Source organism: Shewanella sp. MSW, from assembly GCF_007636515.1.
In the GTDB taxonomy this organism is placed as follows: domain Bacteria; phylum Pseudomonadota; class Gammaproteobacteria; order Enterobacterales; family Shewanellaceae; genus Shewanella; species Shewanella indica.
Map to the genome: position 1 here is coordinate 326,064 of NZ_LVDR01000001.1, position 12,364 is coordinate 338,427.

General features: G+C 53.3%; 10 protein-coding genes and 8 tRNA genes. 17 read left to right on the top strand and 1 reads right to left on the bottom strand.

The features are described 5' to 3' along the window. The first annotated feature begins 43 nt into the window (after positions 1–43). The 17 genes from AYI96_RS01360 to AYI96_RS01440 all read left to right on the top strand — a co-directional run bounded on the left by AYI96_RS01360 (position 44) and on the right by AYI96_RS01440 (position 9,819). Entirely contained in the window at positions 44–2,221 is a 2,178-nt protein-coding gene (locus AYI96_RS01360; protein ID WP_039033357.1) for a prolyl oligopeptidase family serine peptidase, read from the top strand. Positions 2,222–2,349: 128 nt separating this feature from the next. Next, positions 2,350–2,751: a tol-pal system-associated acyl-CoA thioesterase gene (gene ybgC / locus AYI96_RS01365; RefSeq protein ID WP_071475837.1), complete on the top strand. Its 402-nt coding sequence runs from the start codon at positions 2,350–2,352 to the stop codon at positions 2,749–2,751. Beyond that, positions 2,741–3,430, top strand: coding sequence for a protein TolQ (tolQ, locus tag AYI96_RS01370; protein WP_025011953.1), 690 nt, complete (start codon positions 2,741–2,743; stop codon positions 3,428–3,430). The genes ybgC and tolQ overlap by 11 nt, the downstream gene beginning before the upstream one ends. Continuing rightward, on the top strand, positions 3,427–3,864 hold the full coding sequence (tolR, locus tag AYI96_RS01375; RefSeq protein ID WP_071475836.1) for a protein TolR: 438 nt from the start codon (positions 3,427–3,429) through the stop codon (positions 3,862–3,864). The genes tolQ and tolR overlap by 4 nt, the downstream gene beginning before the upstream one ends. Then, positions 3,865–4,824: a cell envelope integrity protein TolA gene (gene tolA, locus AYI96_RS01380; RefSeq protein WP_039033354.1), complete on the top strand. Its 960-nt coding sequence runs from the start codon at positions 3,865–3,867 to the stop codon at positions 4,822–4,824. Between the two features lie 9 nt (positions 4,825–4,833). Beyond that, positions 4,834–6,159 carry a Tol-Pal system beta propeller repeat protein TolB gene (gene tolB, locus AYI96_RS01385; protein WP_039033353.1) on the top strand — a complete coding sequence of 442 codons (1,326 nt, stop codon included), beginning with the start codon at positions 4,834–4,836 and terminating at the stop codon, positions 6,157–6,159. A gap of 24 nt (positions 6,160–6,183) precedes the next feature. Further along, a complete protein-coding gene (gene pal, locus AYI96_RS01390; protein ID WP_039033352.1) occupies positions 6,184–6,723 on the top strand; it encodes a peptidoglycan-associated lipoprotein Pal in 540 nt (179 codons plus the stop codon). A 26-nt stretch (positions 6,724–6,749) separates the two neighbouring features. Next, complete coding sequence (gene ybgF, locus AYI96_RS01395) at positions 6,750–7,478, top strand: tol-pal system protein YbgF (protein ID WP_039033351.1); 729 nt, start codon at positions 6,750–6,752, stop codon at positions 7,476–7,478. Positions 7,479–7,615: 137 nt separating this feature from the next. Next, a tRNA-Lys gene (locus AYI96_RS01400) sits at positions 7,616–7,691 on the top strand. Positions 7,692–7,718: 27 nt separating this feature from the next. Further along, a tRNA-Lys gene (locus tag AYI96_RS01405) sits at positions 7,719–7,794 on the top strand. A gap of 34 nt (positions 7,795–7,828) precedes the next feature. Next, positions 7,829–7,904, top strand: a tRNA-Lys gene (locus AYI96_RS01410). A gap of 36 nt (positions 7,905–7,940) precedes the next feature. Continuing rightward, positions 7,941–8,016, top strand: a tRNA-Lys gene (locus AYI96_RS01415). Between the two features lie 29 nt (positions 8,017–8,045). Beyond that, a tRNA-Lys gene (locus tag AYI96_RS01420) sits at positions 8,046–8,121 on the top strand. A 35-nt stretch (positions 8,122–8,156) separates the two neighbouring features. After that, a tRNA-Lys gene (locus tag AYI96_RS01425) sits at positions 8,157–8,232 on the top strand. A gap of 28 nt (positions 8,233–8,260) precedes the next feature. Continuing rightward, positions 8,261–8,336: transfer RNA gene (locus AYI96_RS01430), tRNA-Lys, on the top strand. 19 nt (positions 8,337–8,355) lie between these two features. Beyond that, a tRNA-Lys gene (locus tag AYI96_RS01435) sits at positions 8,356–8,431 on the top strand. 218 nt (positions 8,432–8,649) lie between these two features. Next, on the top strand, positions 8,650–9,819 hold the full coding sequence (locus tag AYI96_RS01440) for a DcaP family trimeric outer membrane transporter (protein ID WP_144133234.1): 1,170 nt from the start codon (positions 8,650–8,652) through the stop codon (positions 9,817–9,819). 454 nt (positions 9,820–10,273) lie between these two features. On the opposite strand, the gene acs is transcribed toward AYI96_RS01440, so the two are convergent. After that, a complete protein-coding gene (acs, locus tag AYI96_RS01445) occupies positions 10,274–12,226 on the bottom strand; it encodes an acetate--CoA ligase (protein WP_039033349.1) in 1,953 nt (650 codons plus the stop codon). Positions 12,227–12,364 lie beyond the last annotated feature (138 nt).

The window sequence follows — 12,364 nt, forward strand, 5'->3', positions numbered from 1 at the left end:
ACGCCGCTGTACGCCTCTTTATTTAGTCGGACAGGAAGTTTCCATGACAATAACTACAAAATTGGCTCGCCCTATGCTGTTGGCTGTAGGCTTGAGCCTGGCGCTCGGCGCCTGCCAGAGCACAGATACCCCAAATGGCCAGAGTTCGCTGGCTGCTGTTAAATCCCAGTATCCGGCGACCCGCGCCGAAGTGCTGGTTGAAAACATTCACGGTGTTCAGGTTGCCGATCCTTATCGCCACCTGGAAGAAAGCACCCCGGAAACAGAAGCCTGGGTTAAGGCTCAGCAAGCTTTTGGACAGGAGTATCTGTCGGCTATCCCCAACAAACAGGCGGTAGTCGACAGGATCACCACCCTGTGGAACTACGAAAAAATCTCTGCCCCTTTTGAAAAGGGTGACAACACCTTCTACTACCGCAATGACGGCCTGCAGGCCCAGTCAGTGCTCTATGTTAAAGACAAACAGGGTAATGAGAAGGTGTTGCTGGATCCCAACGCTTTCTCCGACAAGGGCACAGTTGCCCTGTCAGGTGTGTCAGTGAGTGACGATGGCAAGGTGCTGGCCTATGGTGTCTCCGAGTCCGGCTCCGACTGGCAACAGTGGCAGTTTATGGATATTGCCAGCGGCAAGCTGCTCAGCGACAAACTGGAGTGGATCAAATTCTCCTCTGCCGTGTGGGATCACGCCAATGAAGGCGTATTCTATGCCCGTTATGATGCCCCGGCCGGCGGAGACAAGATGGCCGATGTCAACTTCAATCAGAAGGTTTACTACCATAAGCTGGGCACAGATCAGAGCCAGGACAAGCTGGTTTATGAAAGACCGCAAAACAAGGACTGGGGCTTTGGTATTGGAGTCTCTGAAGACGGTGACTATCTGTTGCTGTCCATCTCCCAGGGAACTGACAGCCGCAACCGCTTCTTCTATAAGTCACTCAAAGATCCAAAAGCGGAAGTGGTTGAGCTGATTTCCGAGTTGGAAGCCGAGTACAGCTTTATCGGTAACGACAAGTCAGTGTTCTACTTCAAGACAGATCTCGATGCCCCCAACGGCAAAGTGATTGCCATAGATTTGCGCCACCCGGCCAAAAAAGACTGGAAGACAGTGATCCCTGAGACAAAGGACCCTATCGCCAGTGTTGGTATCATTAATGATCACCTGGTGGTGAGCTCACTGCATGACGTGCTGGGGCAGCTGTCCATCTACTCCATGGGCGGCGTCAAGCGCCAGGACGTGACTCTGCCGGGTAAAGGCAAGATTGCCGGCCCATACGGCAAACGCAGTAAAGACTACTTCTATTACACCTTCAACAGCTATGTGCAGCCGCAGACCACCTATAAGTTTGACTTCAAGACAGGTGAGTCCGAGCTGTACCAGAGCCCTAAAATCGCCTTTAATCCGGATGATTACGTATCCGAGCAGGTGTTCTACACCAGCAAGGACGGTACCAAGGTGCCCATGATGCTGTCCTACAAGAAAGGGCTGAAGAAAGACGGCACCAACCCGACACTCCTGTACGCCTATGGTGGTTTTGCCATCTCCATGACCCCAAGGTTCAGCCCGGCCAATATCGCCTGGTTGGATATGGGCGGCATCTATGCTGTGCCCAGCCTGCGTGGCGGCGCCGAATATGGTGAGAGCTGGCACCAGGCAGGTATGTTCGACAAGAAGCAAAATGTGTTTGATGACTATTTTGCCGCTGCCGAATACCTGCTGGATCAGGGCTATACCAACAAGAGCAAACTTGGCGCTTATGGCCGCAGTAACGGTGGCCTGTTGATGGGGGCCGCCGTAACCCAAAGACCGGATCTGTTTGCTGCCGTACTGCCCGCCGTAGGGGTACTGGATATGCTCAGATTCCACAAGTTCACCATAGGCTGGGCCTGGACCAGTGAATATGGCAGTGCCGACAATGCCGAGCAGTTCCCGGCGCTGCTGGCTTACTCGCCATATCACAACGTCAAGTCTCAGGCTTATCCTGCGACTATGGTGATGACAGCCGATCATGATGACAGGGTGGTGCCGCTGCACAGCTTCAAGTTTGCCGCCATGATGCAGGCCAAGCAGCAGGGGGATCAGCCGGTTATCATGCGTATCGAGTCCAATGCCGGTCACGGCGCAGGTAAACCCACGGCGATGAAGATAGATGAAGCGGCGGATATCTTCACCTTCCTGTGGCACAACTTTGGCTTGACCCTGCCGAGTAAAATCGACGGTTAAGCTTAAGTTAAGCCTTGAAAAAATAAACTGGGGCCTGCGGGCCCCTTTGCTTTTTCCGCCATTCACAAGCGGATTGTGGATAAGGTATAGTAGGCCTCACTTTTGGCGCATTAAAAGCAAGTGAAAGCATGTTTCGTTGGCCTATCACTGTCTATTATGAAGACACAGACGCGGGTGGGGTGGTTTACCATTCCAACTATTTGAAATTTTTTGAAAGAGCCCGAAGTGAGTGGCTCAGATCTATGTCGGTGAGCCAAACCGCTCTGTTGCAGCAGGATATCGCCTTTGTGGTACGCCGCGCCGAGCTGGATTTCTGCAAGGCGGCGCGATTTGAGCAGAACCTTTGGGTGGAAACCCGTGTCTCAGAAGTGAAGCGGGCATCTTTGGTGTTTGAACAGCGCCTGGTAGATGCCGAGGGTGAGTGTTATTGCGCGGCCAGCATTCTGGTTGCCTGTATTTCACTCGAGCGCATGCGGCCACTGGCCATTCCCCAACACATATTGCAGGAGTTTAAAAAAGGTGGAAGCTGAGATTTCGTTTATTGGATTGTTCATGCAGGCCAGTTTGTTGGTAAAACTGGTGATGCTCACCTTATTGTCTCTGTCTATCGCGTCCTGGGCTGTGATTATCCAGAGGCGCAAACTCCTGAAAGCGGCCAGGCAAAATGCCGAACGCTTCGAAGAGAAGTTTTGGTCCGGTGTGGATCTCAATCGTTTGTACCAGGAGCTGTCGGCCCGCCAGGAAAGCAACTCAGGGCTTGAGTCCATGTTTGTATCCGGCTTCAAGGAATACGCCCGCCTGTCGAAACTGAACGGCCGGGTGCCAGAAGCCATTATGGATGGCAGCTACCGCGCCATGCGGATCTCTCTCTCCAAAGAGTTGGATAAGCTGGAAACTCATCTGCCACTCTTGGCAACCATAGGCTCTACCAGTCCCTATATCGGCCTGTTTGGTACAGTTTGGGGGATCATGAACTCCTTTATCGCCTTGGGCGCGGTGGAAAATGCCACTCTGGCCATGGTGGCACCGGGTATTGCCGAAGCGCTTATTGCTACCGCCATGGGCCTGTTCGCCGCCATTCCTGCGGTTATCGCCTACAACAGATTCTCTACTCAGGTGGAAAAGGTCGAGTCTTCCTACGCCAACTTTATGGAAGAGTTCTCCGGCATATTGCACCGTCAGGCATACAGCGATAAGGAAGCCGTATGATGCAGGGATATCAGCGCAAGCGGCGTCGCCCCGTCGCTGAAATCAATGTGGTGCCCTATATCGACGTGATGTTGGTGCTGTTGATCATCTTTATGGTGACGGCGCCGATTGTGACTCAAGGGGTGAAGGTGGACTTGCCTCAGGGTGAGGCCGAACCGCTGCCCGCCGACAGCAAGCCGCCAGTGGTGGCCTCTATCAATGCCGAGGGTGAGTATTTTCTCGACTTGGGTGGCTCACCCAATAATGAGGTGCTGGATCTGGAAGAGATCAGCACCCGGGTCAGCGCCATCATTAAGATGGAGCCGGATCGCCCCGTGGTGGTCAAGGGCGATCGCGCTATTCCCTACGAACGGGTAATCCAACTGATGGTGTCGCTGCAACATGCCGGCGTGCCTTCGGTCGGTTTGATGACAGATTCGCCAGAGGAGAAGTAAGTGGCTGGGAAATCTGATTTTACTGTCCCCTTTATCATCTCAGCTGTGCTGCATATTGGGGTTATTGCGATTCTGGCCATGGGCGTGGACTTTCAGGACAAACCCAAATTGCCGACACCACAGGCCCAGTCTGCGCCTGTGCAGGCCGTGGTGGTCGATCAGCAGAAAGTGGATGACTATGTCCAGAAGCTGAAACAGGACAAGGCCGACGCCGAGCGCCGCGAGCGCGAACGGCAGCAGGAACTGGATCGCCAGGCCAATGAGGCCAAAAAGGCCCGCGAGCAGGAGCAGGAACGGATCCGCAAACTGGAAGCCGAGCGCAAGCAAAAAGAACTGGAGACCCAGAAAGCTGCCGACGCTGCCAAAGTTGCCAAGCTGAAAGAGCAGCAGGAGAAAGAAAAGGCCCAGAAAGCCGAGGCCGAGCGTAAGGCCAAGGAGCAGCAGCGTAAGGAAGCCGAAGAGGCCGCTCTTAAGGCAGAGCAGAAACGCAAGGCTGAAGAAGCAGCCGCCAAAAAAGCGGAAGAGGAGCGCAAACGCAAAGAAGCTGAACGTAAGGCCAAAGAAGAAGCCGAGCGTAAACGCAAGGCCGAGGAAGAGGCCCGTCGCCGTCAGGAGCAGGAGTTGGCCGATGCGCTGGCCGCCGAGCAAGCCGCCTTGTCGGCGACTCGCAATCGTCAGGTTATGAGTGAAGTCGACCGTTATCGAGCGATGATCACCGCCACTATTCAGCGCAATCTGGTAGTGGACGAGTCGATGCGCGGCAGAGTCTGTAAGGTCAAGGTGCGTCTGGCCAAAGATGGCTTTGTTACCAACAGCCAGATCATCGAAGGGGATCCTGTGGTATGTCGCGCCGCCAAGGCCGCCATCAATAAAGCCGGGCGTTTGCCGGTTTCCCAGGAGCCCGATGTGTATCAGCTGATGAAAGAGATTAATTTAGAAGTTAGACCGGAATTCAACTAAGGGAGCCCCATGAAACGAATTGCCAAGAGTCTTATCTGTTTGCTGGCCGTGCTGGTGCTGCCGGCCAAGGCGGCACTGGATATAGTGATCACCGAAGGGGTGGACGCCGCGCGTCCCATTGCCGTGGTGCCATTTGTTTGGCAGGGCGCCGGGCCGGCCCCAGAGTCGATTTCGGATGTAGTGATGTCCGATTTGACCCGCAGCGGTACTTTCAAGCCATTGGATGAATTGTCACTGGGTCAGCGTGCCATCAGCAAGATGGACGAGTTCAATGCCGCCGCCTGGAAGAATGTTTCTGCCGAAGCCGTGGTGATGGGCTATGTGAAACCCTATGGCGCCGGTAAGTATCTGGTGAGCTTTGACCTGGTGGACTTGGTCAAGGCACAGATGCAGTCCGGTGGCCCTCAGTCCCGCAGCGAACTCTTGCTGGATAGCCGCGAAACCGTTATCAGCGAAGCGCAATTTCGCCAGTATGCTCACAGGATCAGTGACATAGTTTATGAGAAACTGACCGGGATCCGCGGTGCCTTCCTGACTCGTATCGCCTATGTGGTGGTCAATCACCAGGAGAAAAACCCTTACCGCCTGATGATTGCCGACTACGATGGCTACAACGAACAGATGCTGCTGCGCTCGCCTGAGCCTTTGATGTCTCCGGCCTGGTCTCCGGACGGGCGTAAGCTGGCCTATGTCAGTTTCGAAAACAAAAAGGCCGAAGTGTTTGTCCAGGATATCTACAGTCAGAGCCGCACCAAGGTTACCAGTTTTCCCGGTATCAACGGCTCGCCAAGCTTTTCGCCCGATGGGACTAAGCTGGCGCTGACTCTGTCCCGCGACGGTCAACCTGAGGTCTATGTAGTAGAGATTGCCACAGGCGCGCTCAAGCGGATCACCAACCACTATGCCATTGATACTGAAGCCACTTGGTTCCCCGATGGTAAGTCGCTGCTGTTCACTTCCGAGCGGGGTGGCAGGCCCCAGCTATATCAGGTAGAGTTGGCCTCAGGCAAGGTGACCCGCCTGACATTCGAAGGCGAGTGGAACCTGGGGGGAACTGTGACCCCTGATGGCCGCAGTATGATTTTCGTCAACAGAACCAACGGCAAATACAATATTGCCCGTATGGATCTGCAGACGCGTTTTATGCAGGTGTTGACCTCAACCCGGCTCGATGAATCACCCAGTGTTGCCCCTAACGGCACCATGGTGATTTATGGCACCACCTATAACGGCAAGCAGGTGCTGGCAGCGGTATCTGTCGATGGCCGCTTCAAGGCGCGGTTGCCTGTGGGGCAGGGTGAGGTGAAATCACCCGCTTGGTCACCGTTTCTATAACTTATATTTCAGAAGGATAACATGATGGATCTCAACAAGTTGTTTAAGGCAATCGCAATCGCTGTGCCATTACTGGCTCTGGGTGCCTGTAGCTCAACTTCAGAATCAGAAACGGACGCCAGCGGTTCGACAACTTCCGGCAGTGAGTACGGTAGTGGTGCCGGCGGTGTGGAAATCGGGGGTGCCAATCCGGTGCTGAGCCCTGAAGAACAGCAGCGCCTCAAGTTCCAGGAACTGCGTAAAGAACACGTCATCTACTTTGATTTTGACCGCAGTGAAGTGCAGACAGAATTTGCTGAAATTCTGGAAGCCCACGGCACTTATCTGGTTGAACACCCTAACGTACGCGTGTTGATCGAAGGCCACGCCGACGAGCGCGGTACGCCTGAGTATAACATAGCTCTGGGTGAGCGCCGCGCTAAGGCGGTAGCCAAGTACCTGCAGGGTATGGGCGTACTGCCAAGCCAGATGAGCATTGTCAGCTATGGTGAAGAGAAGCCGTTGGATATGAGCCACACAGACGAAGGTTTTGCCAAGAACCGTCGCGCTGTGCTGGTGTACTGATCCCGGCATTAGAGGGATATTGAAGAATGAAGAAAGCCGTTATTATCACGGCCATGCTTCTGGGAACTGGGGTCGCTTATGCGGCCCCAGCGCCCGTTGAAGACATTGGTGGCGGTTCCAGTGAGGATCGCATCGCCCGCCTTGAGCGGATCATCAAAGCCCGTCAGCAAGCCGAGTTTGAGACCATGCGCAGAATGGATACCCTGCAGCAAGAGGTGCTGGAACTCAGAGGCCTGACCGAACAACAGAACTATCAGATCAACCAGATGCTGCAGCGTCAGCGCCAGCTCTATGACGAAATCGCCAACCTGCAGAGCAAGCCGGCGGCGCCCGCCGTCAGTCAAACCTCATCCAATCTGGTGGCCAGTTCGTCTTTGTCCGAGACCGACAGTTATCAAAGGGCGGTCGACCTGGTACTGAAAGAGCGTCAGTACGACGCTGCAATTCCGGCATTTCGTGACTTTATCAAGCAGTATCCCAATTCGGGCTTTGCCGATAACGCCAACTATTGGCTCGGGCAACTGCTCTATAATAAGAATGAATTTGCCGAAGCCAAAACTGCGTTTGCCAATGTGGTCGATAACTTCAAAGAATCGGGTAAGCGGGCCGACAGTCTGGTTAAACTTGGGCTGATTGCCGAAAAAACCGGTGATAAAACGGCGGCGAAGAACTACTATCAGCAAGTGGTGAAACAGTACGCAAACAGCGCTGCAGCAAGGATTGCACAGCAGCAATTGGCGGCAATTAAACCATGATTTAACTAAAAAACATCCGCCCAGTTTGTTTTTCATGCAAACAACAAAAAATCGGGAATTTACACTTGCATGAGAATCACAAAGCGGTATTATAGGCGCCCTCAGCACGGCATGGCCTGCTGAGGCGAAACTTGAATGGGTCGTTAGCTCAGTCGGTAGAGCAGTTGGCTTTTAACCAATTGGTCGAAGGTTCGAATCCTTCACGACCCACCAAATTCATGTTTCGTAAACCTTTTTAGTGGGTCGTTAGCTCAGTCGGTAGAGCAGTTGGCTTTTAACCAATTGGTCGAAGGTTCGAATCCTTCACGACCCACCACTGATTTATTGCGGTCTGCCTCGGCAGTTATGTCGGGTCGTTAGCTCAGTCGGTAGAGCAGTTGGCTTTTAACCAATTGGTCGAAGGTTCGAATCCTTCACGACCCACCATCGCAATTTAAATCAACAATCTGGCAGTATATCCGTGGGTCGTTAGCTCAGTCGGTAGAGCAGTTGGCTTTTAACCAATTGGTCGAAGGTTCGAATCCTTCACGACCCACCATTTGCCTGAGAATAGGGTGACACCCAGATGGGTCGTTAGCTCAGTCGGTAGAGCAGTTGGCTTTTAACCAATTGGTCGAAGGTTCGAATCCTTCACGACCCACCATTTCTCAGCGTACTGCAAAAGGTAGATCTTCCTGCGGGTCGTTAGCTCAGTCGGTAGAGCAGTTGGCTTTTAACCAATTGGTCGAAGGTTCGAATCCTTCACGACCCACCATCAGGAAAGATAGACCACAACATTCAGTGGGTCGTTAGCTCAGTCGGTAGAGCAGTTGGCTTTTAACCAATTGGTCGAAGGTTCGAATCCTTCACGACCCACCACTGAATGCTCCATCTGTATGGGTCGTTAGCTCAGTCGGTAGAGCAGTTGGCTTTTAACCAATTGGTCGAAGGTTCGAATCCTTCACGACCCACCATTCAGAATTCCTTCTGCAAAATATTAAGTCTGTTATTCCCAAACCACAAAAATAATCAAGCTAATTTAGCTAACACTTTTCTACTTTTGTCTTATAGACCTATTGCCAATGTTTCAATTCTGTTAAACATCGGATAGTGCTTCTTGCTAGCTCAATCTGTCTCGGCTGTTGTGCGTTTTGCCGGGTGGATTGGCATAACAACAAGGAGACAATCCAAGATGAAACAAGCAAGACTCACCGGGGTGTGTGCAGCAACCCTTTTGGTACTGGGCGGTTTGGGGACGGCTCAGGCATCGGTATTGGACAAGACTGATATGCAGTTTGGCGGTTATCTCAAAGCCGATATCATGTTCAGCGATTACAGTAATGGTGCGCCCGACTCCAACAACGTCTCACGTCAGTTTTACGTACCCGGCGCCATCTATGGGGTAGATGGCAACGGCAAGCAGGTGACCGACTTCCAGGCACGGGAAACCCGTTTTAACTTCAAGACGGTAACAGATCTTGACGGCCATACTCTCACCGGCTTTATTGAGCTGGACTTCATGACTCATACCGATGGTGATGAGCGGGTATCCAACAGCTATTCACCGCGGATTCGTCATGCCTTTATCAGCTATGACAACTGGACCATAGGCCAGACCTGGACCACTTTTATGAACCCGGGGGCACTGCCGGAAAACCTCGACTTTGTCGGCGCCACCGAAGGTACGCCCTTTGCCCGTCAGGCGCAGCTGAGATACAGCAATGGTGGCTTTCAAATCGCCATTGAAAACCCGGAAACCACTATTACTCCCTATGGCGGTGGCAGCCGGATCACCAGTGGCAATGGGGTAATGCCGGATCTTATCGCCCGTTATAACTTTAAGACCTCAGGTGGCGCCAGTTTCTCTGTAATGGGGATGCTGAGGCAACTTGAGCTTGAGACCCGTATCGCCAATCAGGATATAGACAGCACTGAGCTCGGCTATGGCGCCAGCGTGGCCGGGATCATTCCTGTGGGCCGTGATGATATCCGTTTCACCGCCACCTATGGCGAAGGCCTGGGCCGCTATGTGGCGCTCAACTTTGCCAATGGCGCGGTACTGGACAACAACAACGATCTGCAGGCGATAGAATCCTACTCAGGTTTTGTGTCTTATCGTCATTGGTGGAACGAGCAGTGGCGCTCAAGCTTTACCTTGTCCGCTTTCAGCGCCGATAACGATGTGTCTCTGACCGGAGGCACGGCTAACAAGGAATCCTATTCAGGTTATATCAACCTGCTTTACTCGCCGGTGAAGGCTCTGACCTTTGGGGTAGAGTATATGTACGCCAAGAACGAGCGGGAAAATGGCACAGATGGTGAACTTAACCGGGTCACCTTCTCAGCCAAATATGTGCTCTAACCCTTGTTGCAACCGGGAGCTGTGACGCCCTATTTATAACTCCCTATTTATACTCTTAGCCAAGCCACCTCAGGGTGGCTTGCTTTTTAACTCTGGCGCTAAATATCCCGGCAATGGCGAAATCTGCCTCAAAGGTTTAGGGGCTGTAATAAATGACATGGTTTTCCTTTATTGCCAAATCCCGTCCTCGGGGGCCATCAACGGCATAAACGGGCTATGACCGGTTTCGTTGCTGATTGTTGCGTCTGGCTTGCCAAACACTAATTCGCTATTCATGCCATTGATAACATGTGAAAAGTTATTCTTCACGTGTTAGCGCTTTGAGGGAACTGGAGAGATAATTGAAATGTATGAGCGGCTTACATAGCTGAACCGTTTAAGCCGCCCTTGGGGGATCCAAGCTGAAAGTAAAAAAATGCCCCTCAAGGAGGGGCAATGAGGAGGAAGTACGCTTTTACTCTGTACGGTTGAGCCGCGACTCAATCAGAGTATCAATCACGGCTGGGTCGGCCAGAGTTGATGCATCTCCAAGGTTGGTAATCTCGTTGGCGGCAATCTTACGCAGAAAGCGGCGCATGATCTTGCCGGAGCGGGTCTTGGGCAGGCCGCCGGCAAACTGGATAAGATCCGGGGTCGCCAGGGCGCCAATCTCTTTGCGTACCCATTGTCTCAGTTGCTGTCTCAGCTCTTCAGTAGCTTCTATGCCCTTGGTCAGTGTGACATAGGCGTAGATCCCCTGGCCCTTGATGTCATGGGGATAACCCACAACGGCGGCCTCGGCCACCAGATCGTGCGCCACCAGTGCGCTTTCAATCTCGGCGGTACCCAGACGGTGACCGGAGACGTTAATCACATCATCGACCCGGCCGGTGATCCAGTAGTAGCCATCTTCATCACGGCGGGCACCGTCACCGGTAAAATACATGCCGCGGAAGGTTTTGAAGTAGGTCAGGGCAAAGCGTTCATGGTCACCGTAAATTGTGCGCATCTGCCCCGGCCAGGAATCCAGCATCACCAGGTTGCCCTCGGTAGCGCCTTCCAGAATATTGCCCATGTTGTCGACCAGTGCTGGCTGTACCCCAAAGAAGGGACGGGTGGCCGAGCCAGGTTTGGTATCAGTGGCGCCGGGCAGCGGGCTGATAAGAATGCCACCGGTTTCGGTTTGCCACCAGGTATCAACAATCGGACACTGCTCATGACCTATGACCTCGTGATACCAGCGCCAGGCCTCAGGGTTGATGGGTTCGCCTACAGAGCCCATGATCCGCAGCGAGCTGCCGTTAAACTGGTCAAACTGCTCCTTGCCTTCGGCCATCAGGGCGCGAATAAGCGTAGGAGCCGTGTAGAGTATGTTGACCTGGTGGCGGTCAATCATCTCGCCCAGGCGGGCTGGGCTTGGGTAGTTGGGCACACCTTCGTGAATAAGCACTGTGGCGCCATTGGCCAGCGGGCCGTAAATCATATAGCTGTGGCCGGTGATCCAGCCCACATCTGCGGTGCACCAGTAGACTTCGCCTTGCTTGTAGTCGAACACATATTCGTGGGTCATGGAGGCGTACACCATGTAGCCGCCTGTGGTGTGCAGCACACCCTTGGGGTTACCGGTGGAGCCTGAGGTGTAGAGCAGGAATAGGGGATCCTCGGCGCCCATCTCTTCCACTTCGCAATGCTCGGAAGCGGTTTCGGTCAGTGATTCCCACCAGACATCACGGCCTTCGACCCAGTTGATATCATTGCCGGTGCGTTTAAGCACTATCACCTTCTCAACCGTGGTGACATCCGCATGGGAGAGCGCCTCGTCGATATTGCGCTTGAGCGGAATAGCCCTGCCGCCGCGCAGGCCTTCGTCTGCGGTCAAAATGACTTTGGAGCGGCCATCTATGATGCGTGAGGCGATGGAATCCGGGGAAAAACCACCGAATACCACGGAATGTACGGCGCCGATGCGGGCACAGGCCAGCATGGCGATGGCGGCTTCCGGCACCATGGGCATATACATGGTCACCACGTCGCCGCGGCGCACGCCCTGGCTCTTGAGGGCGTTGGCAAATTTGCACACTTCTGTGTGCAGCTGGCTGTAGCTCAGGGTGCGTTGATCTTTGGCATCATCGCCTTCCCAGATGATGGCGGTCTGATCGCCCAGTTTCTCCAGATGGCGGTCGAGGCAGTTGGCCGAGGCATTCAGCGTGCCGTCGTAGAACCAGTTGATCGACAAATTGTGATCGTCAAATGAGGTTTTCTTGACCTTGGTATAGGGCTTGATCCAGTCAATACGCTTGCCATGTTCTCGCCAGAAACCTTCGGGGTTAACCACGGACTCCTGGTACATTTTCTTATATTTTTCATCATTTACCAGTGCATTGGCCGCAATCGCTGCGGGCACTTTATAAAGAGACTGAGTACTCATTGGGCTTCCCCTTGTTTTTATCATACGTGAGCCAAAGTATGGGTTGCTTGGCTGTGCTGTCTCTATTAGACATTGGTCTAGTGATGAAAAAATGTTATTTATTAATCGGTTATTGCGTTTAAAACGCACAGCTTGAAG

What these genes read in the sequence shown, in the direction of transcription:
- AYI96_RS01440 (WP_144133234.1), top strand. Translation starts at nt 8,650, where the DNA reads ATGAAACAAGCAAGACTCACCGGGGTGTGTGCAGCAACCCTTTTGGTA.
- acs (WP_039033349.1), bottom strand. Translation starts at nt 12,226, where the DNA reads ATGAGTACTCAGTCTCTTTATAAAGTGCCCGCAGCGATTGCGGCCAAT.
- tolB (WP_039033353.1), top strand. Translation starts at nt 4,834, where the DNA reads ATGAAACGAATTGCCAAGAGTCTTATCTGTTTGCTGGCCGTGCTGGTG.
- AYI96_RS01360 (WP_039033357.1), top strand. Translation starts at nt 44, where the DNA reads ATGACAATAACTACAAAATTGGCTCGCCCTATGCTGTTGGCTGTAGGC.
- ybgC (WP_071475837.1), top strand. Translation starts at nt 2,350, where the DNA reads ATGTTTCGTTGGCCTATCACTGTCTATTATGAAGACACAGACGCGGGT.
- ybgF (WP_039033351.1), top strand. Translation starts at nt 6,750, where the DNA reads ATGAAGAAAGCCGTTATTATCACGGCCATGCTTCTGGGAACTGGGGTC.
- pal (WP_039033352.1), top strand. Translation starts at nt 6,184, where the DNA reads ATGGATCTCAACAAGTTGTTTAAGGCAATCGCAATCGCTGTGCCATTA.
- tolR (WP_071475836.1), top strand. Translation starts at nt 3,427, where the DNA reads ATGATGCAGGGATATCAGCGCAAGCGGCGTCGCCCCGTCGCTGAAATC.